This window comes from Shewanella sp. Pdp11, assembly GCF_002838165.1.
Classification (GTDB): domain Bacteria; phylum Pseudomonadota; class Gammaproteobacteria; order Enterobacterales; family Shewanellaceae; genus Shewanella; species Shewanella hafniensis.
On sequence record NZ_CP015194.1, the window covers coordinates 3363113 to 3387031 of the forward strand.

Consider the following 23919-nt stretch of genomic DNA (forward strand, 5'->3'; position numbering starts at 1 on the left):
TAAAAAAGGGATCTGCTATGCAGATCCCTTTTTAAAATCAGTCTAATGACTTACAACCTTACATCAACTTTGATAGCCCACACTGACGCGCATGCCATCTAAAAGCTAAAACGAACGAGATTAAGCAATCAACAGCTTGTTCAACGTCTCGCTTGGACGCATAGCTTTTTCAGCCTTAGCCGCATCTAAACGGTAGTAACCACCTAAATCAACTGGTGCACCTTGTGCATTGTTTAACTCAGCGACAATCACTTGCTCATTCGTCGCCAGTGCATGCGCTAACGGAATAAAGTGAGCTTGTAACTGCTCATCTTTCGTTTGCGCGGCTAAGGCTTGTGCCCAGTACATGGCTAAGTAGAAATGGCTGCCACGGTTATCCAGTTCACCAACTCTTCTTGATGGCGATTTGTTGCTATCTAAGAATTGGCCAATGGCTTGATCTAAGGTATCAGCTAACACTTGGGCTTTTGGATTACCGACAGTTTGGCTTAAATGCTCAAGAGACGCCGCCAGAGCCAAGAATTCACCCAGTGAATCCCAACGTAAGTGACCTTCTTTCTCAAGCTGTTGCACATGCTTAGGTGCACTACCGCCCGCGCCAGTTTCAAATAGACCGCCACCGTTCATTAACGGCACGATTGACAGCATTTTAGCACTGGTGCCTAGCTCTAGGATAGGGAACAAGTCAGTCAGGTAGTCACGTAAAACGTTACCCGTAACTGAAATCGTATCCTTACCTTCTTTGATGCGAGCCAAAGACAAACGCGTCGCCTCTTCTGGAGACATAATACTGATATCTAAGCCATCAGTGTCATGTTCTGGCAGATACTGCTGCACTTTTGCAATGATTTGCGCATCGTGGGCACGTTTGCTATCTAACCAGAATACCGCAGGAGTATTGCTTAAACGGGCACGGCGCACGGCCAGTTTGACCCAATCACGGATAGGTGCGTCTTTAACTTGGCACATTCTCCAGATATCGCCCGCTTCCACATTGTGGCTCATCAATACCTTACCGCTGGCATCGACAACGTTAACCACGCCGTCAGTTGGCATTTCAAAGGTTTTATCGTGACTGCCGTACTCTTCGGCTTTTTGCGCCATCAAGCCCACGTTTGGCACGCTGCCCATGGTTTTAGGATCAAAAGCACCGTGCTCTTTACAGAAGGCAATTGTTTCTTGGTAGATACCGGCATAACAACGATCAGGGATCATGGCTTTAGTGTCATGCAGTTGACCGTCTGGTCCCCACATTTGGCCAGATGAACGAATCGCAGCAGGCATAGACGCATCGATAATGATGTCGCTTGGCACGTGTAAATTGGTGATACCTTTGTCAGAGTCAACCATAGCCAATGCGGGACGTGCAGCGTAAACGGCGGCGATATCGGCTTCGACTTCGGCGCGGCTATCGGCAGGTAATGTCGCGATCTTGGCATAAACATCACCAAAACCGTTGTTAACATCTACGCCTAATTCAGCGAAAAGCGCCGCATGTTTGTCAAATACTGGCTTGAAGAATACCTTCACAGCGTGACCAAACATAATAGGATCAGACACTTTCATCATAGTGGCTTTCAGATGCAGCGATAACAGCACATCTTCAGCTTTGGCGTTGTCGATTTCACGCTCATAGAAGCTTACTAAGGCTTTTTTACTCAATACCGCAGCATCGATAATTTCGCCAGCCAGCAGCTTAAGACCCGATTTGAGCACCACTTCTTGGCCATCTTTTTGCGTCAGCACGATATTAACGCTGCCCGCATTAGATAAAGTCACAGACTGCTCGCTACCGTAGAAATCGCCTTCAGTCATGTGGGCAACGTGAGACTTAGAATCCTTAGCCCATTTACCCATGGAATGCGGGTTTTTCTTGGCGAAGTTTTTCACCGATAATGGCGCGCGGCGATCTGAGTTACCTTCACGCAGTACTGGGTTTACCGCACTGCCTTTGATCTTGTCGTAACGTGTTTTGATTGACTTTTCAGCGTCGGTTTTTGGCTCATCCGGATAATTTGGGATGTCATAACCTTTTTGCTGCAGTTCAAGGATACAGGCTTTTAATTGTGGAATTGAAGCACTGATATTCGGTAACTTAATGATGTTCGCTTCTGGCTGATTTGCTAACTCGCCAAGCTCAGTCAGATGGTCGCCAATCTTTTGTGCGTCGGTCAATTGCTCAGGGAAACTGGCAATAATACGGCCCGATAACGAGATATCACGGGTTTCAACCGCAACGCCCGCGGCGTCGGTAAAGGTTCTGATAATTGGTAAGAGTGAGAGGGTTGCCAATGCTGGCGCTTCGTCTGTTTCAGTGTAAATAATTGTTGATGAGTTATCTTTCATGTTACATCCTACATTATTGTAAAATTTAATATTTTTTATAATAATTTTATAGCATGGCGAACAAATCTGAGCACAGTAAAAATATCAATCAAGGCAATCGAGTCCACCTTAATCTTCCACATTCTCAATGCCCTTCTGTCTTTGCGCGCAAGCTAAAACTTGTTACAACGACTCATTAAAACCTAATAAACATTTAGGCACAGATCACATTTTCTGGCCGACATCATAGAGCATTCGCAATAATATTCAAATTCCACTAACGGCGAATGCCAAGTACACTATGACCACATTAACGACTCAATCAAGTCAGGTAAGCGTGTCTCAACCTCCTGTTAGCAAAAGTATGAACAAAAACAAATTTCCACCTAAACGTGCCAATTCCAGTACTAGTTCCCCAGCCAAGAGCACGATTAAACCCGCTAAGCCCGCGAGCAGAGGCCCGGCCAGCCGCGCTACCGCCGTAGATAGCAAAGTGGCGCCAGCACGTAATGCCAATGGCAGTTTAAAGAAAGAACCCTTTAAAAATCCTAATCGACGCGCAATTGCGGCGGCAAAACCGGTGCAGAGCCAAACCCTCGCGCCGATTATCGTGCTGTTTAATAAGCCTTTTGATGTACTTTGCCAGTTTACCGATGAACAAGGTCGCAAAACCCTAAAAGACTATATTCCCATTGCTGATGTGTATGCCGCAGGCCGCTTAGACAGAGACAGTGAGGGCTTGTTACTGCTAACCAATGACGGTCAATTACAGGCAAGACTGACCGAGCCGAAAAAGAAAACATTTAAAACCTATTGGGTGCAAGTAGAAGGCGTGCCGACGGAAGATGCACTGACTAAACTGCGCCAAGGTGTTGAATTAAACGATGGTATGACGCTGCCTGCTAAAGTCAAAATCATGGATTCACCCGACGTTTGGCCACGCAATCCACCGGTGAGAGAACGCAAAAATATCCCAACGACTTGGTTAGAAATCCAAATTCATGAAGGCCGTAACCGCCAAGTCAGACGCATGACAGCACATATAGGTTTTCCTACCTTAAGATTAATCCGTTATAAAATAGGCCAATGGAGTCTAGATAATTTGCCATCAGGCGAGCATAAATGCATCCGCCTCGGTGATGAAGTCTAACTTTCAGCCAAGTTTCTGCGCTCAACGCCACTAAAAAGTGGCACCATGTCCACTCAAAGGAAGCACCATGAGTCAACGATATAAACCCAATGTGACTGTCGCTTGTATTATTCATGCGACCTCACAGGACAAATATCTGATGGTGGAAGAGTGGATTGATGGCGAGCAGCGCTTTAATCAGCCAGCGGGTCACTTAGAAGCCAATGAAAGCTTAATCCAAGCCTGTGAGCGTGAAGTGTTTGAGGAAACGGGGTTATCACTTAATCCCCAAGGACTCGTCGGCATCTATCAATTTAGCGCCAGTGAAGACTTAGCTTTTGTGCGCTTTACTTTCTTCGTGCAATTAAATGAAATGCCCTCACCTGCGCCGCAGGATAACGCTATCCACAGTGCGCACTGGCTGAGTTTTGCACAGATAGAAGCTAAGTCATCTTTACTGCGCAGCCCCTTAGTGCTCGATTGCCTAAAAGACTACCTTAATAACGCACAACAGGGCCAAACTTATCCCCTCTCCTTACTCAATAGTGACCGCCTCACGATAGCCCAAGCGAGTAAGGCGTGATAGAATACCGCCCCGCATAAACGGCTTGTTAAACTTATGCATGTGCTAGTGCCTAGCGGCCTCTACGTGGCAAAATAATAGACTGTACAGTTGGCCGTAAATACAAGTTTTACTGTTAACTCGCACTACACCCTGATTTTTAAGTTAGCTCTTAAGTTAGCTTGGATTTAACGCTAGCCCATATTTTTTAAGCTAGGTTAGGCACTTTTTGTTACGCGCTCAATGTCGCGGCTTAACTTCAACAACCTAGCCAACACACATACTCAATGGTTTTTAGGATCTATGACATCAATCGAACCCACTCATACAGGAAAAAAAGTCATTGTCGGCATGTCCGGCGGTGTAGATTCATCTGTTTCAGCTTATTTGCTTATGCAGCAAGGCTATCAGGTTGAAGGCCTTTTCATGAAGAACTGGGAAGAAGATGACAATAACGAGTACTGCGCTGCCGCAGAAGATTTAAAAGATGCCCAAGCCGTGTGCGACAAGCTCGGGATCAAGCTACACACAGTCAACTTTGCTGCCGAATATTGGGACAATGTCTTTGAGTATTTCCTCGCCGAATACAAAGCCGGCCGCACCCCAAATCCCGATATCATGTGCAACAAAGAAATCAAATTTAAGGCATTTTTAGAATTTGCCGACGAAATCCTCGACGCCGATTACATCGCCATGGGCCACTATGTGCGCCGCCGCGATAGTAGCGATGGCTGCACACAAATGCTCCGTGGCGTCGATGGCAATAAAGACCAAAGTTATTTCCTCTACACCCTTAGCCACGAGCAAGTGGCTCGAAGTCTGTTCCCTGTCGGTGAATTGGAAAAACATCAAGTACGTGAAATCGCAAAAGAAATGGGCCTAATCACCCATGATAAAAAAGACAGCACCGGCATCTGTTTTATCGGTGAGCGCAAGTTTACTGAATTCTTGGGCACTTATTTACCCGCGCAGCCTGGCAATATCGAAACCCCAGAAGGCGAAGTCATAGGCACACACCAAGGGCTGATGTACCACACCTTAGGCCAGCGTAAAGGCCTAGGCATTGGCGGCATGAAAAACAGCAATGACGATCCTTGGTATGTCGTCGATAAAGATCTTGAGCGTAACGTGTTGATCGTAGGGCAAGGCGGAAACCATCCTCGTTTGATGTCGACCGGCATGACAGTTAACCAACTGCATTGGGTGGATAGAACCGGACCTGTCGATGGCTGTCATATCGCAGTGAAAACCCGTTATCGCCAACAAGATGTGCCTTGTACTTTGACCTACACAGATGAACACACCTTACGCGTGGTCTTCGATGAGCCTGTTGCGGCGGTGACGCCAGGACAGTCTGCGGTATTTTATGATGGTGAAGTCTGCTTAGGTGGCGGCATCATAGATCAATTGATCCGAGGGTAAAGCGTGAACGAGCAACTCATTAATCGGACCATGGCGTTTGCGGGCATACTGCAAGCCATTGCCCAAGTTCAACATTTAGCCCGCCATGGCGAATTAGATAATGCCGAGCTCGCGGCGAGCTTAAACACCATTCTTGTCACCAATCCTGACAATACTGCCGATGTCTACCAAGACAAAATCGTATTGCAAAAAGGCTATAAGCTGATCCTGAATCAGCTCGGTGACAGCAGTCAAAAAGATGTTGAAATCACCCGCTATTTAGTTGGCGTGTTGGCGTTAGAGCGAAAATTAGTTCGCTCTAACAGTGGTTTAGGCATGTTGGCCGAGCGTATTAATCAAGTGAATCGCCAGCTACATCATTTTGCGATCACCGATGAGCAAGTGATTGCCAATCTTGCCAGCATTTACAGTGACATCATCAGTAATTTAGGGCCGAAAATCCAAATCTCTGGTAATCCAGTATGTTTGCAACGCCCTATCGTACAACAAAGAATTCGCGCTCTACTGCTTGCAGCCATGCGCAGCGCTGTACTGTGGCGCCAACTTGGCGGTAAGCGTCGACACTTAGTCTTCGCCCGCAAAGCCATAGTCGATACAGCCAAGAAAAGTCTTACCCTATAATAAAATTAGCGTTCATCAAGGAGCTTCACATGGATCTTTCCGCACTAACTGCTATCTCTCCGGTAGACGGTCGTTATGGTAGTAAAACCGCGTCATTGAGAGGGATTTTCAGCGAGTTCGGTCTTACCAAGTACCGTGTTCAGGTTGAAATCAATTGGCTAAAACTGTTAGCAGACTGCCCAGACATTAGCGAAGTGCCAACATTGAGCGCGTCAGCAATCGCCGTGCTCGATGGCATTAAAGACAATTTCAACGAACAAGATGCGCTGCGTGTTAAGGCTATCGAAAGCACCACTAACCACGATGTGAAAGCGGTTGAATATTTCATCAAAGAAAAAATCGCCGGCAATAGCGAATTAGCCGCTGTGGGTGAGTTTGTTCACTTTGCCTGTACTTCAGAAGATATCAACAACTTAAGCCACGGTTTGATGTTGACTGAAGCTCGTGAGCAAGTATTACTGCCCTACTGTAACGAGTTGCTGACGGCAATTAAAAAGCTGGCGATTGAATATCGCTCAGTGCCGTTAATGTCACGCACCCATGGCCAACCTGCTTCACCTTCGACACTTGGTAAAGAGATGGCGAACGTGGCGATGCGTCTTGAGCGTCAAATCAAACAAATCGCCAATGTTGAAATCATGGGCAAACTGAACGGTGCCGTAGGTAACTACAATGCTCACCTGTCAGCCTATCCTGAAGTTAACTGGCATGAACTGTCAGAGCGTTTTGTGACTAGCCTTGGCCTGCACTGGAACGCCTACACGACGCAAATCGAACCACACGATTACATTGCCGAACTGTTTGATGCGGTTGCCCGTTTCAACACTGTACTGATTGACTTTGACCGTGATATTTGGGGTTACATCGCCCTAGGCCATTTCAAACAACGCACTATCGCTGGTGAAATCGGTTCATCGACTATGCCGCACAAAGTTAATCCCATCGATTTTGAAAACTCTGAAGGTAACTTAGGTATCGCTAACGCCCTGATGCAACATTTAGCGTCCAAGCTGCCGTTATCAAGATGGCAACGTGACTTAACTGACTCAACTGTGCTGCGTAACTTAGGCGTAGGTATTGCCCATGCGTTGATCGCGTATCAAGCGACATTAAAAGGCATCAGCAAGTTAGAAGTTAACGAAGCGCACCTGCGTGATGAGTTAGATCACAACTGGGAAGTGTTAGCAGAACCCGTACAAACGGTGATGCGTCGTTATGGTATTGAAAAGCCATACGAAAAATTAAAAGAACTGACGCGCGGTAAACGTATCGACGCGCAGCAACTGTCAGTGTTTATTGACGGACTTGAATTACCAGACTCAGTGAAAGCTGAACTGAAGAAAATGACGCCCGCCAATTACATTGGTCGCGCCGAAACGTTTGTCGACGAACTGAAGTAAGTTTTTAACTAAACTTAGTTATTAAATAAACTTAGTTATTAACTGAAATTGGCGACAGATAAAACTCTTTCTTAAACAGAAATAAGGATTAAGGCGACCCACATCATCTCGATGTGGTCGCCTTTTTTAACACTATGTATACACTCAATCTCGATATCGCCCAGTTTCTTAGTGAATACTGGCAAAAGAAACCCCTGCTGATCAAAAATGCCTTTCCGCAGTTTGAAGATCCGATCAGCGCCGATGAACTAGCAGGCCTTGCCTGTGAAGAAGAAATCTCTTCGCGTATTGTCGTCACCAAAGATGATAACTGGGAAGTGGTGCAAGGCCCGTTTGAGGATTACGACAGCTATGGCGAAACCCATTGGCAATTGCTAGTGCAAGCAGTCAACCATTGGTATCCCGATTCACAGCCATTAGTTGAAGCGCTGCGCTTTCTACCTGACTGGCGCTTCGATGACTTGATGGCCTCATTTGCGACCCCAAGTGGTGGCGTAGGCCCACACGTCGATAACTACGATGTGTTTATCATTCAAGGCGAAGGTGAGCGTCACTGGACTGTGGGCGACAATACTCCGCAACAACGCCGCGGTGGCAACCCAAACTCACCGCTGGTAGAAGACTTCCCCCCAATTATCGATGTGGTGTTAGAAAAAGGCGACATGCTTTATATTCCGCCAGGTTTCCCACACTGCGGTGAAACCCTAACAGTGGCAATGAGTTACTCGATTGGTTTCCGCGCCCCAAGCCAGCAAGAACTGATCAGTGAAGTCGCCGATTATTTGCTCGACAATAACTTAGGTCAGCAGCGTTTCACCTCGCAAACTGAACCGAGTTCAGCCGGTATCGTCAGCCAAGATCATCAAGTGGGCATAATGTCACTCTTGAGTCAGCTAAGCCAAGATCCCAATAGCTACCAAATCGTATTAGGTAAGTTGCTTAGTCAAAACCGTTTCGAGCTTGATTTGTGTGAAGGCGAAGAAGCTTACAGCATTGAAGATTTGCAAGATGCCTTCGCCCAAGGCGCTGGCGTCAACCGTATCGGTGGTTTGAAAGTATTGCGCCTTGAAAATGACGCCACGCCGCGATTATTCATCAATGGTGATGTGCACGAACTGCTAAATACACCGGCAGATGTGATCGCACAGTTGAGCGATAACGTGAGCTTAAACGCCGATGAAGCGACTGAAATATGTCAGCATGAAGAAGTTCAAGCCTTACTATTGAAACTCATCAATCAAGGTTTCTTCTACTTAAGCGACAGCGAAGAATAAGCCCTATCAACTTTGCTAGATGCTCTTGTTCTCAACAGAGGAAATCTGCATATACGTCAGTATAAGTAAGGCACTCAATTGAGTGCCTTATGGTTATTTCAGTTATCAGTATAAACCAACGCAAGATACTGTTGTATCAACTCATTTGAGTTTAAGCATTCCACAGTTTATCGTCATTGTGCATACGATATAAACTCTCGGCGCGCGATACCAGTAACTGTGCAAATTTAGCCTGAGTGGCATCACGGGTGGCGCCTGAGCGCACTAAGTTTTCCGCCTGCATTTGCCACATCATAGAGAAATGACGTACCGCATCACGGGCCGTTGCAGCCACTTTCACATCGACGAAATCAGAGGGTAAATCGCCCGACATAACCCAATAGGTTTTGTTGCTGGGACGCTTGGATTCCATTTTCCAAATTGCCATGTAAGGCGCAAGATAACGACTTTCATCGGCCAAGACTTTAGTTGGGATCACGCCTTTTTCAGCGAGGAAACGATTCGCTTTTTGAAATTGAGTTCTAACCCACTCTTGACGCAGCTTTTCTATTTCTTCCGCTGATAAATTCTGTTGAGTTTGGTCGACAGCTTGTTCAGTCATACTTCCGTCCTATCTTATTGTTATAACGCGAACCTAATTCTTGGGATCAGTACGCGATTCATTCTATTCGTTACATTAAATTCAGTACAATCCATTTTCAACCGCAAAGCTTACGTTTACGTAAAGTGGAAAGCTAAATTGCCACAAATAATGTATTTATTCGGTCATTATGCATGGTTGAGAGTATCGCTAAATGCTATGGTTCTGCAATAAATATAACAAGCAGTCGATAGAGGCTCATCTCGTCGGCTTTTTCATTGTGTATAGCGGAGAAATTCACGTGGCTGTATTTAATCATGTATCCTTTGACGAACATGAACAGGTCGTATTCTGTCATGATAAAGAAAGTGGCTTAAAGGCCATTGTCGCCATCCATAACACCAACCTTGGCCCTGCCGTGGGTGGTTGCCGGATGTGGAATTACCAATCGGATGATGAAGCCCTGACTGACGTATTACGCCTCTCTCGTGGCATGACTTACAAAAACGCCCTTGCCGGTTTAACCATGGGCGGCGGCAAATCAGTGATCATCGCCGATCCTAAAAGACCAGACCGCGAAGCCCTATTCCGCGCTTTTGGCCGTTTCATCAATAGCCTCGGCGGCCGCTATTATTCCGCTGAAGATGTTGGCACTACTACGGCTGATATCATGATCGCCCATGAAGAAACCCCTTATATGGCAGGTCTTGAAGGCAAGAGTGGCGATCCATCACCGTTCACCGCTCTTGGCACTTATTTAGGCATCAAAGCTGCGGTTAAACATAGACTCGGTTTAGACAGCCTTAAAGGGCTTAAAATCGCCGTTCAAGGCGTAGGTCACGTTGGCTATTACCTGTGCAAACACTTACATAACGAAGGCGCCGAACTGATTGTTACCGACATTCATCAAGCCTCGTTAGACAAAGTCGCTACCGACTTTGGCGCTATTGTGGTCGCGCCACAAGAAATCTACTCACAAGATGTGGATGTGTATGCTCCTTGTGCCCTTGGCGCAACCTTAAACGATGCGACCTTACCGCAGCTGAAAGCCAAAATTGTTGCTGGCTGTGCCAACAACCAATTAGCTGAAGTACGCCACGGTGAACAGCTGAAAGAAATGGGCATACTGTACGCGCCAGACTATGTGATCAACGCAGGCGGCATTATCAACGTGTCGTTCGAAAAAGATTACGACGCGGCGAAATCGACCGCTAAAGTAGAAGAAATTTACAACACCCTGCTGAAAATCTTCAGCCAAGCCGACGAACAGAACCGGACAACTGGCGCTGTAGCAGATGAAATGGCCAAAGCCATTATCGAAGCCGCTAAAAAGTAATATCTCTACCTGTGTAACATCCGCAAAAGCGACCTCAGGTCGCTTTTTTGTTATCTAAAATTTAATCTAACGCTAAGCCCATGGTTTAGCCGCGCTTTTAATTCCGACACAGAATATTCATTTAATCACGCTGGAAAACGTCATATTTGTCTGCTTGAATTAGCCTATCAGGTCCCAGCACAGGATAGCGCTATGATCCGTTTCAAGTACGATCTCAACCAAGATGTGGTAGAACTGCAAGCCAGCAATTGGAGCGGTTTAGAGCGGGTTTTTGTCAACGGTCAGATGGTGTCGCACAAACTGAATTTTAAGCCTCAGAGCGAACACACTATTCAACTTAAAGACGGCGCACCTTGCAAGTTTGAACTGCTTATCGATCCCCAAACCGATGAGTTGATGTGCCGGATTTATAAGCAGCACACACTCGTCGCCAGCCTAAAACAAGGCAAAGAAAATTTGTTAGCCAGCCGCCGTTATTTGCAACACTCAGTAATAGTCGTCAGCCTACTTTGCGTCTTTGCACTTTACTTGAATTGATTGAGCCAGTTTAATCCCACTAAGTAACAGATTAATGATGGGATTAAACTGGAGAAAATGAATTTAGACAACCACATACAGATATCAGCGAAAACGGCTAAACCGCAGTTTCCCTCCATACCGAATGAATCCGTATCATTAAGCCAAGCGATTGATCTTATTTAACAGTAAGACGAACTGCTGCTGCTCCTCATCACTGAGGTTAGACAGGAATTTTTCGTTGACCCGCTCAGCTTCGCAAATCAGATCTTGCTCTAACGCTTTGGCTTCATCGGTCAAAAAAATTTGAAAGGCGCGCCGATTATCGGCTTCTTGATGGCGGGTAATAAGACCTTGTACCTGCAACTGATCGAGTAAACGCGTCATAGTATAATTTGCCACATCGCAACGCTTAGACAATTCAGTTTGGCTGATGCCCTCCTCTTGCCACAAAGCAAACAGCACAGGCCACAGTTTTATATCGAGTTGATATCGCTTAAGATGCAGATCGAGCTCATTTTGCAGCTCGATATTTAAGTGGGAAACAAGATAGCCTAAGCTTTCATGACGATTCAAACAGCACCTCCTACAACAAAGGTTTTAACGCGTTTTCACTTACTCTGTGCGCAATCATAAGAACCCAGAGTCAGTTTTAATACTACCACTTAACCCGCAATAAACTAGTTAACACCACAGCTAATTGTGCGATTAACCTACGAACTCACTGCTCATTTAGATCATATAAATTGAATTCATTCACAAAATTATAGTAACAGGCACGACCTAATTTTCCCCATAATCCGCGCTCAAGCGGCAAATAAACACTGTCATCGGTGATCTTCATCTGCCTTATATCCACATCGTGGTGCAGTGTTTCAATGCTAGTTCTCACATCAAGCAGAGAATGGGGTTGTGCTCGCTCAAAATCGACAATCAGCAGCGGCGCATCTTCAACCCGTACTCGCACCTTCTCCACTGGGGTAATTAAAAAATACTCATCATCGATGCAATGCAAAATACTGGCGAACAACTTAGCAAACTTTGCTGGTAGCGATGTACCCAAATACGTCCAATCACCCAAGGCGTTAATGTCAAACAATGGGACTTCACTGCACAATGGCGCAACCGAGGTTGGCCTACTATCGGCGGCGAATTGTTTGAGTGTGTGCTCAATACTGTCTGTCATCTTTTCCATCTGCAGCCTCCATCATCCATAAAAAACCAGCCTTGCGGCTGGCTTTAGTGTGACATTCAACACTGGGATATGCTAGTGAGGATAATCACAAGCTCACTAGCTAAGCGATAAACACCACTAGATATTTGCTAACTCAAGCAAGGCTTCCAGTGGATGTTTTGGCTTGTAACCGGCAAAACGTTTTACCTGGCTACGGCAAGAATAGCCAGACACTAGCACTTGCGGCTGTTCAATTTTTGCTAGCGTTTGCTGCCAAGACATCTCAAACAAGGCTTTAGAGCGCTCTAGGTTTTCCGCCTCATGGCCGTAGGTTCCGGCCATACCACAACAACCTAAATTGACTGCGGTTAACTTAGCACCAAAATGGGCAAAGATTTTAGTCCACTCGTTGGCAGTATTTGGCTTGGCCGTCGATTCAGTGCAATGACTAAACCAGGTATATTGCTTATCTTGCGGCGCTTTCGCGGGTAAATCCTTGATAACATTCAGTAGCCATTCGTTAGCTAACTTGACCTCAAAAGTACCGCGATTAGCCCCTAAGACTTCGCGGTATTCGTCGCGATAACACAAGACTAAGGCAGGATCGATGCCGACCATCGGCATGCCCAGTTTATGGACTTGGTTCAAAAAGTCCGCACTCGACTGCGCCGTTTTTGCGAACTTATCTAAAAATCCCTTGATATGCGTTGGCTTACCATTGGGTTTATAGGGTAACAACACGGGTTTTAACCCAAGCTTTTCAATCAACTGGATAAAGCGCAGCACAAGGCCAGAGTCATAGAAACTGTTAAAGGGATCTTGCACCACCAACACAAACTGTGAGCGCGCCTCTTCTGGAATTGCCTGTAGTGCCGCTAAGTCATAACCGCGGCTTGCATGACCATCGAGTCTTTGCTTCAAGGTCGGCACAGATAACGCAGGCGCATCCACATAACCAATCGCCTTTTTAATCACCCATTGGCTCAATGGATTTTGCGCGGCAAAGTTAGTGAGACGCGGTGCCGCGGCCATTAATGGCAAACTATCTTCGATACCTGCAACAAGATAGTCCTTAGCCGGTCTTAAATAACGTTGATAGTAGATATTAAAGAACTGCGCCCTAAACTTAGGCACATCCACTTTGACCGGACATTGACCAGAGCAGGCTTTGCAGGCCAAACAGCCCTTAAGCGATTCCATCACCTCGTGGGAGTAATCATAATCACGTTTGGCATTGATGGTATTTTGAATGCGCTGCAATATACCAAAAGGTTTCGCTTTTGCGAGGGCATTAACATCAACCCCTTCAGCCTCAAGTAGCCTTAGCCACTCTCTCATGAGTCCTGCACGTCCCTTAGGCGACTGTACTCTATCGCCTGTCACCTTAAACGATGGGCACATGGGCGAATAGCTACTGTAATTAAAACACAAGCCGTTGCCGTTACAATTCATCACATCGGGGAACGCATCACGTACTTCGATGGGAATTTGTCGGTCAAATTTACCGCGCTTAACACTGTCAACATCGTAATAGAGGGCGCCAGTCTGTTTAGGCGCCACCAGCTTGCCAGGGTTTAATCGGTTGTCGGGGTCGAACAAGCCTTTGATATCTTGTAGAACGCCGTATAGTTCATCACCAAAGACAGCAGGACCGTATTCACCGCGCACGCCTTTACCGTGTTCACCCCACATTAGGCCGCCGTATTTAAGCGTCAGTGCAGCCACTTGATCGGAAATGACCCGCAATAGTTTTTCATCTTCAACATCGCACATATCAAGCGCAGGCCGTACATGCAACACGCCCGCATCCACATGACCGAACATACCATATTGCAGATTATGGCCATCGAGTACTGCGCGAAACTCCATAATATAATCGGCGAGTTTTTCGGGCGGCACCGCAGTATCTTCCGCAAAGGCGATAGGTTTACGACGTCCTTTAGTGGCGCCGAGTAAGCCAACGGCTTTTTTGCGCATGCCGTAGATTTTTTCGATGCTTGGCTTGTCTTGTGTCACTTGGTAACCCAATACGCCGCACTCGCCTTTGCTGATCTGCTCAATCAACACAGTTTCCAAACTCGCGAGCTTTTGCTCAACTTCGACCGTGTCACCGGCAAATTCGACCATATTGAGGCCATCAATAACTTTACCAGGCACTTCTTGGATCAGATCCGATACCGAGTGCCAGACAATATCTTCACGGGCTAAATTCAGCACTTTTGAATCGACAGTTTCGACCACAGTCGCCCGCGCGGCGACTAAAGATGGCGCATGACGCAATGCCGATTGGAACGAATCGTACTTAATGTTCACCATAGCGCGCTCGGTCGGCAGCGGGGTGAGATTAAGTTTGGCTTCGGTTATCACCGCAAGCGTGCCCTCTGAGCCCGTCAGAATTCGTGATAAATCAAATTGTGTCAGGCTGTCGTTCCACACGTGTTTTAAGTCATAGCCAGTGAGGAAACGATTGAGCTTAGGAAACTGCTTTTCAATCTGAGTTCGTTTTTCACGGCATACCGCCGCCACAGCAGAAATCAGTTTCTGTCCCAGCGGATTATCACTGACATTATCGGGGTTACACAGTCGTCCCGCATCTAGAGGATGCGTATCCAGCACACTGCCATCAATCAACACACTGCGCAGCGCCAGCACGTGATCTGACGTCTTACCATAGACCAGTGAGCCCGCACCCGAGGCATCGGTATTAATCATGCCGCCAATCGTGGCGCGGTTTGAGGTGGATAAATCGGGACTAAAAAAGAATCCATGGGGGCGCAATACATCGTTGAGCGCATCTTTAACGACACCAGCTTCAACTCGCACCCAACCTTGCTCAGCATTCACTTCGAGCACGCGGTTCATGTAACGCGACACATCTAAAATCAAACCATGGGTGAGAGATTGTCCGTTGGTGCCCGTACCACCGCCCCGCGCACTAAAGGTCACGCTGCGAAATGCGTCGCTGGCGGCCAGCGTCAATGCAATTTGGATATCCTGCTGATTTTTAGGATATAACACGGCTTGAGGTAAAAACTGATATACCGAGTTGTCGGTGGCTTGCACTAAACGTGCGCTGTAACGTTTGTCTATATCACCGGAATACTCACTTTGCTCCAGTGCCTCAAGGAATGCCACATATACTGGTTCTAATGTTTGTTGATGTGATAGCAGGGGTAACATAGATGGCTTCTGTCAATTATCGTTATGGCGCCATTATAAACAAAAAAAAGCCGCTAAAAAGCGGCTTTTTTAACAAGTTTATGAAATGACTATCTAGATCAAGCGTGCGCTTCGGCTAAATACAACCAAGTATCAATCACAGTATCAGGGTTTAATGACACTGTATCTATGCCTTGTTCTACCAACCAAGCGGCAAAATCAGCGTGATCTGAAGGTCCTTGACCACAGATACCTATGTAAGCGCCCTTCGCTTTAGCCGCTTTAATGGCTAATGAAAGTAGCATTTTAACGGCTTCATCACGCTCATCAAATAAGTGGCTGATAATACCTGAGTCACGGTCAAGGCCGAGTGTCAGCTGAGTTAAATCGTTTGAGCCGATAGAGAAGCCATCGAAATGCTCAAGGAATTGGTCTGCTAACAGGGCGTTTGAAGGCACTTCACACATCATGATGACACGTAAACCGTCTTTGCCGCGCTCTAAACCTTGCTCTTTGAGCAGGCCGACCACTTGCTCAGCTTCTTTCACTGTGCGAACGAATGGGATCATGACTTCAACGTTTTTCAGCCCCATGTCATTACGAACGCGTTTGATCGCTTCACACTCAAGCGCAAAACAGTCACGGAAGGATTCAGAGATATAACGGCTTGCACCGCGGAAGCCCAGCATTGGGTTCTCTTCTTCTGGCTCGTATCTGTCACCGCCAACCAAGTTTGCGTATTCGTTAGACTTAAAGTCTGACATACGGACGATCACTTTCTTCGGATAGAAAGCTGAACCTATGGTCGCAATACCTTCAACCAGACGGGCAATATAGAACTCAACTGGAGATTCATAACCTGCGATCATCTCGTTGATTTCAGTTTGCAGCGCTGCATCCTGTTGATTGAACTCAAGCAGTGCCTTTGGATGAATACCGATCATACGGTTGATGATGAATTCCAAACGCGCTAGACCCACGCCTTCGTTTGGCAAACGGGCAAAATCAAATGCACGATCAGGGTTACCCACGTTCATCATGATTTTCATTGGCAATGTAGGCAGAGAATCAACACGGTTTGAAATCACTTCAAACTCTTGTTTACCTTCGTAGATAAAGCCAGTGTCACCTTCGGCGCAAGACACAGTCACGATTTGACCATTCTTGATACGGTCAGTCACGTCACCACAACCTACGACAGCTGGCACACCCAATTCGCGGGCGATAATCGCCGCATGACAGGTACGGCCGCCACGGTTTGTGACGATAGCACTTGCGCGCTTCATGATAGGTTCCCAATCAGGATCTGTCATATCTGTCACTAACACATCACCAGGCTGGATTTGATCCATATCGGCGATTGAGGTTAATACTTTGGCTACACCAGTACCCACTTTATGACCGATAGCGCGACCTTCACAGATCACAGCGCCACGGCTCTTTAAGTGATAACGCTCAATTAATTGCACATCTTCACGGCTACGAACCGTTTCTGGACGTGCTTGAACGATATACAGCTTGCCGTCGTTACCGTCTTTCGCCCATTCGATATCCATTGGACGACCGTAATGTTCTTCGATAACCATAGCTTGCTTAGCTAATTCTTCGACTTCAGCGTCATTGATTGAGAATTGGCGACGCTTGTCAGCACTCACGTCTTCAATTTTCACTTGTTTGCCGTGAGCAGCATCATCTGAATACACCATTTGGATGAGCTTGCTACCGATATTACGGCGCACAACAGCCTTATGACCTAAGGCTAAAATCGGTTTGTGAACATAAAATTCATCAGGATTTACCGCGCCTTGAACAACCATTTCACCCAGACCAAAAGATGAAGTAATAAACACCACATCGTTATTGCCAGATTCAGTGTCCATAGTGAACATCACACCTGAAGCCGCTTTATCTGAACGAACCATGCGTTGCACGCCAGCAGACAAGGCTACACCGTGGTGCTCATAACCTTGGTGGACACGGTAGGAAATAGCACGATCGTTAAAGAGTGAAGCGTATACGTGCTTGATCGCCACGAGTACAGATTCAAATCCTTTAACGTTTAAGAAAGTTTCTTGCTGACCCGCAAAAGAGGCATCTGGCATATCTTCTGCTGTTGCAGAAGAACGTACCGCGAATGACGCTTCGCTAGTTTCAGCGGCAAGTTTATCGTAAGCTTCACGAATCGCTTGCTCTAATGCTGGTTGAAATGGGGTGTCGATAACCCACTGCCTGATCTGTGCACCTACTTTAGCCAGCGCATTGACATCATCTACATCCAGTGTGGCTAGAATGTCATAAATCTTCTGGTTAACTCCGCTTTGTTCAAGGAACTCGTTGAACGCATGGGAAGTTGTCGCAAATCCGCCAGGTACTTGAACACCGGCATTGGCCAGATTGCTGATCATCTCGCCTAGAGAAGCATTTTTACCGCCAACCAAGTTGACGTCACCCATGCCTAATTCTTGATACCAGAGTACGTATTGCTGCACAGTTCTATCTCCGCAAGTTTATTTCAGTGGCCCCTTCACACGAGGGCAGCGGCATTTTACACTCCTGCCGAACACGCGTAAATCTATAATTTTATTTGTAATTTTATTACTACAAGAGGTCAGTATGGCACCAAAAGTATTCTATATCTCCGACGGGACAGCGATCACAGCTGAAGTTTTTGGTCATGCGGTTCTCTCGCAATTTCCATTAGAATTTGAGTCACTTACAATTCCATTCGTTGAAACTCTCACGAAAGCGGAGCAAGTTAAGCGACAAATTAATGATTGTTTTATTACAACAGGTGAGCGGCCGTTAGTGTTCCATTCCATCGTCAAACCAGAAATTCGCGACATTATTTATTCGAGTGAAGGCTTAGATTATGATTTTTTGAATACTTTCGTGGCCCCACTCGAACAACATTTAGGGGTTTCAGCTTCTCCGGTGCTACATCGCACCCATGGAAAAGCCAATCACGGCTATGAAGCGCGAATTGATGCCATTAATTTCGCCATGGATAATGATGACGGCCAGACCATGAAACACATGGATCAAGCCGATCTAGTTCTACTTGGGGTCTCACGCTGTGGCAAAACGCCCTCTAGCCTGTATTTATCGATGCAGTTTGGAATCAAAGCAGCAAACTACCCTTTCACCGAAGATGATATGGATAACCTCAAGTTACCTGAAGCGTTGAAACGCAATAAGAAAAAGCTGTTTGGTTTAACGATTGACCCCGTGCGTTTACATGAAATCCGTCAGAGTCGAATGGAGAATAGCCGCTACTCGTCACTCAAGCAGTGCCGCTTAGAAGTCAAAGAAGTGGAAATGCTGTTTAAACGTGAACGCATTCCTTATATAGATACGACGAATCATTCCGTGGAAGAAATAGCCACTAAAATATTAGATGTCACAGGCCTAGAACGGCACATGTTCTAAGCTTGCAGAGTGAAACGCAGCCAGAAAAACCGAGTGAATTTAGCTTAAATGAATCTAACTTAAATCAAATTCATTGCACAGTTGCCGACAATTAACACAATTGGCGCTGTGCAACTCGGTTCGATTCGTTATAATCCGAGGCAATCTGGCGAAAAGCGCCGCACGCAAGCTCGGTATTTTGAATGACCATAAAAACAGACGAACTACGCACTTCCTTATTAGCAAAAGTCATCTCACCTGCGCAACTGGCATCTGAGTTCCCATTAACTCAAGATGCGGCCGATTATCTGGTTCAGCAACGTCGTGAAGTCGAAGCCATTATTATGGGTGAAGACCAGCGTCTTTTGGTGATCATAGGCCCCTGCTCAATCCACGATACCAAAGCGGCATTAGATTATGCGCAGCGCTTAGCCGCATTACATCAAGAATTGAAAGATGATTTGTGCATCTTAATGCGGGTCTATTTTGAGAAACCTCGCACGATTGTCGGCTGGAAAGGATTAATTTCTGATCCCGATCTTGATGGCAGTTTCGAGCCAAACAAAGGCTTACGCATTGCTCGCGAGCTACTGCAACAAATCACTGAATTAAAATTACCTATTGCCACGGAATTTTTAGATATGGTGAACGGCCAGTACATCGCCGATCTCATCACTTGGGGCGCAATTGGCGCGCGCACCACTGAAAGCCAAGTTCACCGTGAAATGGCTTCGGCACTGTCTTGCCCTGTTGGTTTTAAAAACGGTACCGATGGCAATATCAACATCGCCGTCGATGCAGTGCGCGCCGCACAAGTTCCGCATATTTTCTATTCACCGGATAAAGATGGCGCGATGGCTGTTTATCGCACCCACGGTAATCCGTTTGGTCATATCATTCTGCGCGGCGGCAAAACGCCTAATTACCACGCCGAAGATATCGAAAAAGCACGCCAACAACTTGCCTCTGTTGGGGTCACTCAACGTATGGTGGTTGATTTCAGCCACGGTAACAGTGAGAAGAATCACCTTAAGCAGCTTAACGTCGCCGATGAAATCATGGCGCAAATGCGGGCAGGCAGCACTGCCATCGCCGGTATTATGGCTGAAAGCTTCTTACAGGAAGGCAACCAGAAAGTCGTTGCAGACCAACCACTCTGTTATGGCCAAAGCATTACCGATGCCTGCTTACATTGGGATGACTCAGAAGTCCTGCTGCGTAAACTGGCAGCCGCTTCCCGCGAGCGAAAAGCACTGTTAGCGAAATAAGCCTGACGCTCGAAAAATGTCCGAAGCGATATACATTTTCCAATAAAAAAACCGATCTTAGATCGGTTTTTTATTAAGAGCGGTTTAAGAATCTTCAGCCACATTCTTAATGAGCGTTAAAGCCAGTGCATTTCTATCTTTAAGAATTAAAAATCTCTATAATTCTGCCTTATTTTGCTGCATTACCTTAGGTTGCTGTATGTCGCTTACGCCCATTTCTCCAAACACCGAAAATACCTCCCGAACTGAAACCCCTGAAGCACAATTCCCAGAAGCGATTCAAACGCGAATCGATTCCTCAGAAGCACGGGTTATCAAGGCGGTATTTCCATCCATCACCAATCATCACAATACCTTATTTGGTGGTGAAGCTTTAGCGTGGATGGATGAAACAGCCTTTATCGCTGCGACTCGTTTTTGCCGTAAAACCTTAGTAACTGTGAGTTCCGATAGAATCGATTTTAAAAAACCGATCCCCGCAGGCACATTAGCCGAACTGATCGCGCGGGTGATCCATGTCGGTAACACCTCATTGAAAGTTGAAGTGAATATCTATGTCGAAGACATGTATCAAGACCATCGAGAACATGCCATACGTGGTGTGTTTACCTTTGTTGCAGTTGACGAACAACATAATCCCACCCAAGTGTGGACATACGAGTAGTTTGTAGACGATTGAAAGACACTGAACCGCCCGTCATCTCGGGCTTTTCATCGCGACGTTGCAATTTAAATATGTTTTTTATAACACCGACCAAAGTCTAACAACCAGAAACATATCAAAATTTTGTCCTGATTCATGAATAAAGCAATAGGATCCTTGATTACTTTTCTGTTACATTGAGTTCAATCTTCACGCGCACCGAACATAATCATAAAAGCCATGAAGCTAGAAAACTTAAATATTATTATCGCAGACGATCACCCATTGTTCAGAAATGCACTACGTCAAGCGCTGACCACAGCGTTTGAACATGCACAATGGTTTGAAGCCGACAGTGCTGATGCACTGCAATCTGTATTGGATGTCCGTAGCGTCGACTACGATCTTGTACTGTTGGATCTGCAGATGCCAGGTTCACACGGCTACTCCACCCTTATCCATCTTCGCTCACATTATCCCGAACTACCCGTTGTAGTGATATCAGCCCACGAGGATATCAATACCATTAGCCGTGCAATTCATTATGGCAGCAGTGGTTTTATCCCCAAATCGGCCTCGATGGAAACCCTCAAAGAGGCGCTAAGTGCAGTGTTATTCGGGGATATTTGGTTACCTAAAGGCACTGAGATTATTGATATCGATGACGATGCCGTTGATAAAATGGCCAGTAAATTATCCGATCTCACGCCGCAGCAATATAAAGTGCTGCAGATGTTTGCCGAAGGTTTGTTAAATAAGCAAATTGCCTACGATCTTGGCGTTTCAGAAGCGACCATTAAGGCGCACGCGACTGCCATTTTTAGAAAACTGGGCGTTCGCAACCGTACCCAAGCTGTTATAGCACTTGCTCAACTTGAAATGGATAAAGTCGATTTATCTTAATCGCTCATCCCACAAAAATGCCGCTTATATTAGCGGCATTTTTATGTCGGCAAATCATCACCAATTAACGCATTGGCAAATTTTTATCAGCAAACATTTCATCGATAAGCTGCTGGTCCCGTAAGGCGACGGCTTTCTCCACTACGTCACGGGTTAAATGCGGCGCAAAGTGCTGAATAAAATCATACATATAACTACGCAAGAAGCTGCCCTTCCTGAAGCCAATTTTAGTCGTACTGTGAGCAAACAAATGGCCAGCATCAATCGCCACTAGATCTTTATCAATATTAGGGTCAATCGCCATTGAGGCGATAACGCCCACACCTAATCCCAAACGGACATAGGTCTTCAGCACATCGGCGCTGGTCGCACTAAAAACGACACGCGGCTCTAAATTGGCACGATTAAAGGCTTTCTCAATTTCAGAGGCTCGGTCAAAACCGAACACATAGGTCACTAAGGGGAAGCGCGCTAACTCTTCGATGCTAATCGGATTATTTAAGCTACGAGTCGCAAGGGGATGATCTTTAGGCACCACGATGGAGCGATTCCAGTGATAACATGGCAGCATAATCAAGTCGGAATACAAATGCATTGCTTCGGTCGCAATGGCGAAATCCGCATCACCGCGCGCGGCCTGCTCGCTGATCTGTGCTGGCGTCCCTTGGTGCATGTGTAAATTCACTTTAGGGTAACGATCTATAAACTGGCGAATGATCGTCGGCAATGCATAGCGCGCCTGAGTGTCTGTCGTGGAAATATTCAACTCGCCTTGATCGGGCTTAGTATATTCCTCAGAAACTTTCTTAATGCTCTCAACTTTACCTAAAATATCATTGGCAATGCTGATCACTTGCAAACCTGCGGGTGTAACATGGGTTAAGTGCTTACCGCTACGACCAAATATTTGGATACCCAACTCATCTTCAAGCATGCGAACTTGTTTGCTGATCCCTGGTTGAGAGGTATACAAGTTTTCAGCGGTTGCCGACACATTGAGGTTATGTTTTACGACCTCAGCAATATACCTGAGTTGTTGCAGTTTCATCTTATTTCCTTGTCCCAAACACGCAAAATGCCATTAACAACTGAGCCCTCAAAGCACTCTCAGCTATAATCAATCGTTATAGTATATAGTAAAATTTAAAGCAAATAGGAATATAGAGCACAAGTCTGCAGATTCATACGACAGAAATGATAACCTAGGCTAAGATAACTATGCTAGTTTATTGATTTATTGTAGCATTAGCTCAATTGGATAAATAATGGAACATCTATGTCATTCACCTTGGTTCTGATCCTCATCGGTGCGCTTTTACTGCTTGTTATCGGAATTAACGTATTACAACAACAAAAAGAACGCGTAGAGGCTGAGCGGCGCATTGAATTTGCCCGTCAAAGAGCAATTATCGATGAAACCGAAGCTGTGTTATCTAACACTGGGATGATGCCTTGTAGCACGAATATTGTGTTGGTTTTGTACCGCCGTGTGCAAGATGCCTTACAGGCTGCGACAGCAATTAGTAATACCCAGCAACAGTCTGATTATCAGCGCCGCCTAGCCGATATTAATAATCAAATAACAACCCTACAGTCTGGTCAACCTCAATCACCACCGATTGAGAATTTCAGACTACCCGATAACGACAAACAAATTTTAGCGCTAGTTCAAACCTTGAAAAAGCTCAAGGCAATACTCAGAGCCGAGCATAATAAAGGTAAAGTCGACCCGAGCATTTTTGCTCAGGAAGAAAATCGTATCGACAGTTTACAGCTGAGGATCAATGTTGATTCCATGCTTTCCCGAGCCAGAGCAGCCAGTTTTATGAAACAATACGGTTCATCAAAACAAATGGTGACTAAAGCCCTATCGACATTACACGCCATTAAGGCACAAACACCGAATGACCCTTTCATTGGTCGTAAAGTGGATGAGGCTAAACAATTGCTTGATGAGATTATGGGCGCGCAGAAACAATCTGAACCCAGTGCACCAAGACCTAAAAATGAAGAAGATGATATCGACATGCTGTTTCAACCGAAAAAGAAATGGTGATCAGTTTCTATTTGCTTACTTTTAAGTTGAATTAGCGACACGCTTTCCACTCGTTCTTCAGCGTTATCGGGCGTGGTGAGTGAGTAAGAATCAAGCGAACAACATTTTTGCCTCATCGTCTACAGCAACAAATCAGTCTCTAAAGA

20 protein-coding genes are annotated in these 23919 nt (G+C 46.0%); 13 read left to right on the forward strand and 7 right to left on the reverse strand.

All coding sequences use genetic code 11. The features are described from left to right. Positions 1-120 precede the first annotated feature (120 nt). Entirely contained in the window at positions 121-2346 is a 2226-nt protein-coding gene (locus AYJ58_RS14880; protein ID WP_106650727.1) for an NADP-dependent isocitrate dehydrogenase, read from the reverse strand. A gap of 343 nt (positions 2347-2689) precedes the next feature. On the opposite strand from AYJ58_RS14880, the gene rluE reads away from it, so the two are divergent. The 6 genes from rluE (at position 2690) to AYJ58_RS14910 (ending at position 8733) form a co-directional block, all read left to right on the forward strand. Next, entirely contained in the window at positions 2690-3475 is a 786-nt protein-coding gene (gene rluE, locus AYJ58_RS21965; protein ID WP_232790818.1) for a 23S rRNA pseudouridine(2457) synthase RluE, read from the forward strand. 67 nt (positions 3476-3542) lie between these two features. After that, complete coding sequence (locus tag AYJ58_RS14890) at positions 3543-4037, forward strand: NUDIX hydrolase (RefSeq protein WP_106650728.1); 495 nt, start codon at positions 3543-3545, stop codon at positions 4035-4037. Between the two features lie 282 nt (positions 4038-4319). Further along, positions 4320-5438, forward strand: coding sequence for a tRNA 2-thiouridine(34) synthase MnmA (mnmA, locus tag AYJ58_RS14895; RefSeq protein WP_106650729.1), 1119 nt, complete (start codon positions 4320-4322; stop codon positions 5436-5438). Positions 5439-5468: 30 nt separating this feature from the next. Further along, on the forward strand, positions 5469-6059 hold the full coding sequence (gene hflD, locus AYJ58_RS14900) for a high frequency lysogenization protein HflD (RefSeq protein WP_443019244.1): 591 nt from the start codon (positions 5469-5471) through the stop codon (positions 6057-6059). A 29-nt stretch (positions 6060-6088) separates the two neighbouring features. Beyond that, positions 6089-7459 carry an adenylosuccinate lyase gene (gene purB, locus AYJ58_RS14905; RefSeq protein WP_012089398.1) on the forward strand — a complete coding sequence of 457 codons (1371 nt, stop codon included), beginning with the start codon at positions 6089-6091 and terminating at the stop codon, positions 7457-7459. 134 nt (positions 7460-7593) lie between these two features. Next, entirely contained in the window at positions 7594-8733 is a 1140-nt protein-coding gene (locus AYJ58_RS14910; protein WP_106651835.1) for a ribosomal protein uL16 3-hydroxylase, read from the forward strand. 151 nt (positions 8734-8884) lie between these two features. On the opposite strand, the gene AYJ58_RS14915 is transcribed toward AYJ58_RS14910, so the two are convergent. Further along, positions 8885-9334, reverse strand: coding sequence for a DUF4826 family protein (locus AYJ58_RS14915; RefSeq protein WP_106650731.1), 450 nt, complete (start codon positions 9332-9334; stop codon positions 8885-8887). A gap of 280 nt (positions 9335-9614) precedes the next feature. Here AYJ58_RS14915 and AYJ58_RS14920 point away from each other — a divergent pair, with 280 nt between their 5' ends. After that, positions 9615-10649, forward strand: a complete 1035-nt coding sequence (locus tag AYJ58_RS14920; protein ID WP_106651836.1) for a Glu/Leu/Phe/Val dehydrogenase dimerization domain-containing protein — start codon at positions 9615-9617, stop codon at positions 10647-10649. A gap of 192 nt (positions 10650-10841) precedes the next feature. Further along, positions 10842-11186 carry a hypothetical protein gene (locus AYJ58_RS14925; RefSeq protein ID WP_106650732.1) on the forward strand — a complete coding sequence of 115 codons (345 nt, stop codon included), beginning with the start codon at positions 10842-10844 and terminating at the stop codon, positions 11184-11186. A gap of 138 nt (positions 11187-11324) precedes the next feature. Here AYJ58_RS14925 and AYJ58_RS14930 read toward each other — a convergent pair whose 3' ends face one another. The 4 genes from AYJ58_RS14930 to ppsA all read right to left on the reverse strand — a co-directional run bounded on the left by AYJ58_RS14930 (position 11325) and on the right by ppsA (position 17987). Then, entirely contained in the window at positions 11325-11741 is a 417-nt protein-coding gene (locus AYJ58_RS14930) for a MarR family winged helix-turn-helix transcriptional regulator (RefSeq protein ID WP_006081948.1), read from the reverse strand. Positions 11742-11886: 145 nt separating this feature from the next. Next, positions 11887-12360: a DUF1285 domain-containing protein gene (locus AYJ58_RS14935; RefSeq protein ID WP_106650733.1), complete on the reverse strand. Its 474-nt coding sequence runs from the start codon at positions 12358-12360 to the stop codon at positions 11887-11889. Positions 12361-12477: 117 nt separating this feature from the next. Further along, on the reverse strand, positions 12478-15519 hold the full coding sequence (gene ydiJ / locus AYJ58_RS14940) for a D-2-hydroxyglutarate dehydrogenase YdiJ (RefSeq protein ID WP_106650734.1): 3042 nt from the start codon (positions 15517-15519) through the stop codon (positions 12478-12480). A 98-nt stretch (positions 15520-15617) separates the two neighbouring features. Next, a complete protein-coding gene (gene ppsA, locus AYJ58_RS14945) occupies positions 15618-17987 on the reverse strand; it encodes a phosphoenolpyruvate synthase (RefSeq protein ID WP_106650735.1) in 2370 nt (789 codons plus the stop codon). Positions 17988-18111: 124 nt separating this feature from the next. Between ppsA and ppsR the strand changes: the two genes are divergently transcribed. The 4 genes from ppsR (at position 18112) to AYJ58_RS14965 (ending at position 21717) form a co-directional block, all read left to right on the forward strand. Then, positions 18112-18924, forward strand: coding sequence for a posphoenolpyruvate synthetase regulatory kinase/phosphorylase PpsR (gene ppsR / locus AYJ58_RS14950; RefSeq protein ID WP_106650736.1), 813 nt, complete (start codon positions 18112-18114; stop codon positions 18922-18924). Positions 18925-19106: 182 nt separating this feature from the next. Next, complete coding sequence (locus AYJ58_RS14955; RefSeq protein ID WP_006086250.1) at positions 19107-20171, forward strand: 3-deoxy-7-phosphoheptulonate synthase; 1065 nt, start codon at positions 19107-19109, stop codon at positions 20169-20171. 199 nt (positions 20172-20370) lie between these two features. Further along, complete coding sequence (locus AYJ58_RS14960) at positions 20371-20835, forward strand: acyl-CoA thioesterase (protein WP_198555476.1); 465 nt, start codon at positions 20371-20373, stop codon at positions 20833-20835. Positions 20836-21054: 219 nt separating this feature from the next. After that, positions 21055-21717: a response regulator transcription factor gene (locus tag AYJ58_RS14965; protein WP_106650737.1), complete on the forward strand. Its 663-nt coding sequence runs from the start codon at positions 21055-21057 to the stop codon at positions 21715-21717. Positions 21718-21781: 64 nt separating this feature from the next. On the opposite strand, the gene cysB is transcribed toward AYJ58_RS14965, so the two are convergent. Beyond that, entirely contained in the window at positions 21782-22765 is a 984-nt protein-coding gene (gene cysB, locus AYJ58_RS14970; RefSeq protein WP_106650738.1) for an HTH-type transcriptional regulator CysB, read from the reverse strand. 228 nt (positions 22766-22993) lie between these two features. Here cysB and zomB point away from each other — a divergent pair, with 228 nt between their 5' ends. After that, entirely contained in the window at positions 22994-23773 is a 780-nt protein-coding gene (gene zomB, locus AYJ58_RS14975; protein ID WP_106650739.1) for a flagellar motor control protein ZomB, read from the forward strand. Positions 23774-23919: the final 146 nt, after the last annotated feature.

Bases quoted from the DNA above. Each gene is read 5' to 3' on its own strand.
- mnmA (WP_106650729.1), top strand. From the start codon at position 4,320: ATGACATCAATCGAACCCACTCATACAGGAAAAAAAGTCATTGTCGGC.
- ydiJ (WP_106650734.1), bottom strand. From the start codon at position 15,519: ATGTTACCCCTGCTATCACATCAACAAACATTAGAACCAGTATATGTG.
- hflD (WP_443019244.1), top strand. From the start codon at position 5,469: ATGGCGTTTGCGGGCATACTGCAAGCCATTGCCCAAGTTCAACATTTA.
- AYJ58_RS14960 (WP_198555476.1), top strand. From the start codon at position 20,371: ATGTCGCTTACGCCCATTTCTCCAAACACCGAAAATACCTCCCGAACT.
- AYJ58_RS14880 (WP_106650727.1), bottom strand. From the start codon at position 2,346: ATGAAAGATAACTCATCAACAATTATTTACACTGAAACAGACGAAGCG.
- AYJ58_RS14955 (WP_006086250.1), top strand. From the start codon at position 19,107: ATGACCATAAAAACAGACGAACTACGCACTTCCTTATTAGCAAAAGTC.
- AYJ58_RS14890 (WP_106650728.1), top strand. From the start codon at position 3,543: ATGAGTCAACGATATAAACCCAATGTGACTGTCGCTTGTATTATTCAT.
- AYJ58_RS14965 (WP_106650737.1), top strand. From the start codon at position 21,055: ATGAAGCTAGAAAACTTAAATATTATTATCGCAGACGATCACCCATTG.
- zomB (WP_106650739.1), top strand. From the start codon at position 22,994: ATGTCATTCACCTTGGTTCTGATCCTCATCGGTGCGCTTTTACTGCTT.
- AYJ58_RS14910 (WP_106651835.1), top strand. From the start codon at position 7,594: ATGTATACACTCAATCTCGATATCGCCCAGTTTCTTAGTGAATACTGG.
- rluE (WP_232790818.1), top strand. From the start codon at position 2,690: ATGAACAAAAACAAATTTCCACCTAAACGTGCCAATTCCAGTACTAGT.
- purB (WP_012089398.1), top strand. From the start codon at position 6,089: ATGGATCTTTCCGCACTAACTGCTATCTCTCCGGTAGACGGTCGTTAT.
- ppsR (WP_106650736.1), top strand. From the start codon at position 18,112: ATGGCACCAAAAGTATTCTATATCTCCGACGGGACAGCGATCACAGCT.
- cysB (WP_106650738.1), bottom strand. From the start codon at position 22,765: ATGAAACTGCAACAACTCAGGTATATTGCTGAGGTCGTAAAACATAAC.
- AYJ58_RS14935 (WP_106650733.1), bottom strand. From the start codon at position 12,360: ATGGAAAAGATGACAGACAGTATTGAGCACACACTCAAACAATTCGCC.
- AYJ58_RS14915 (WP_106650731.1), bottom strand. From the start codon at position 9,334: ATGACTGAACAAGCTGTCGACCAAACTCAACAGAATTTATCAGCGGAA.
- AYJ58_RS14925 (WP_106650732.1), top strand. From the start codon at position 10,842: ATGATCCGTTTCAAGTACGATCTCAACCAAGATGTGGTAGAACTGCAA.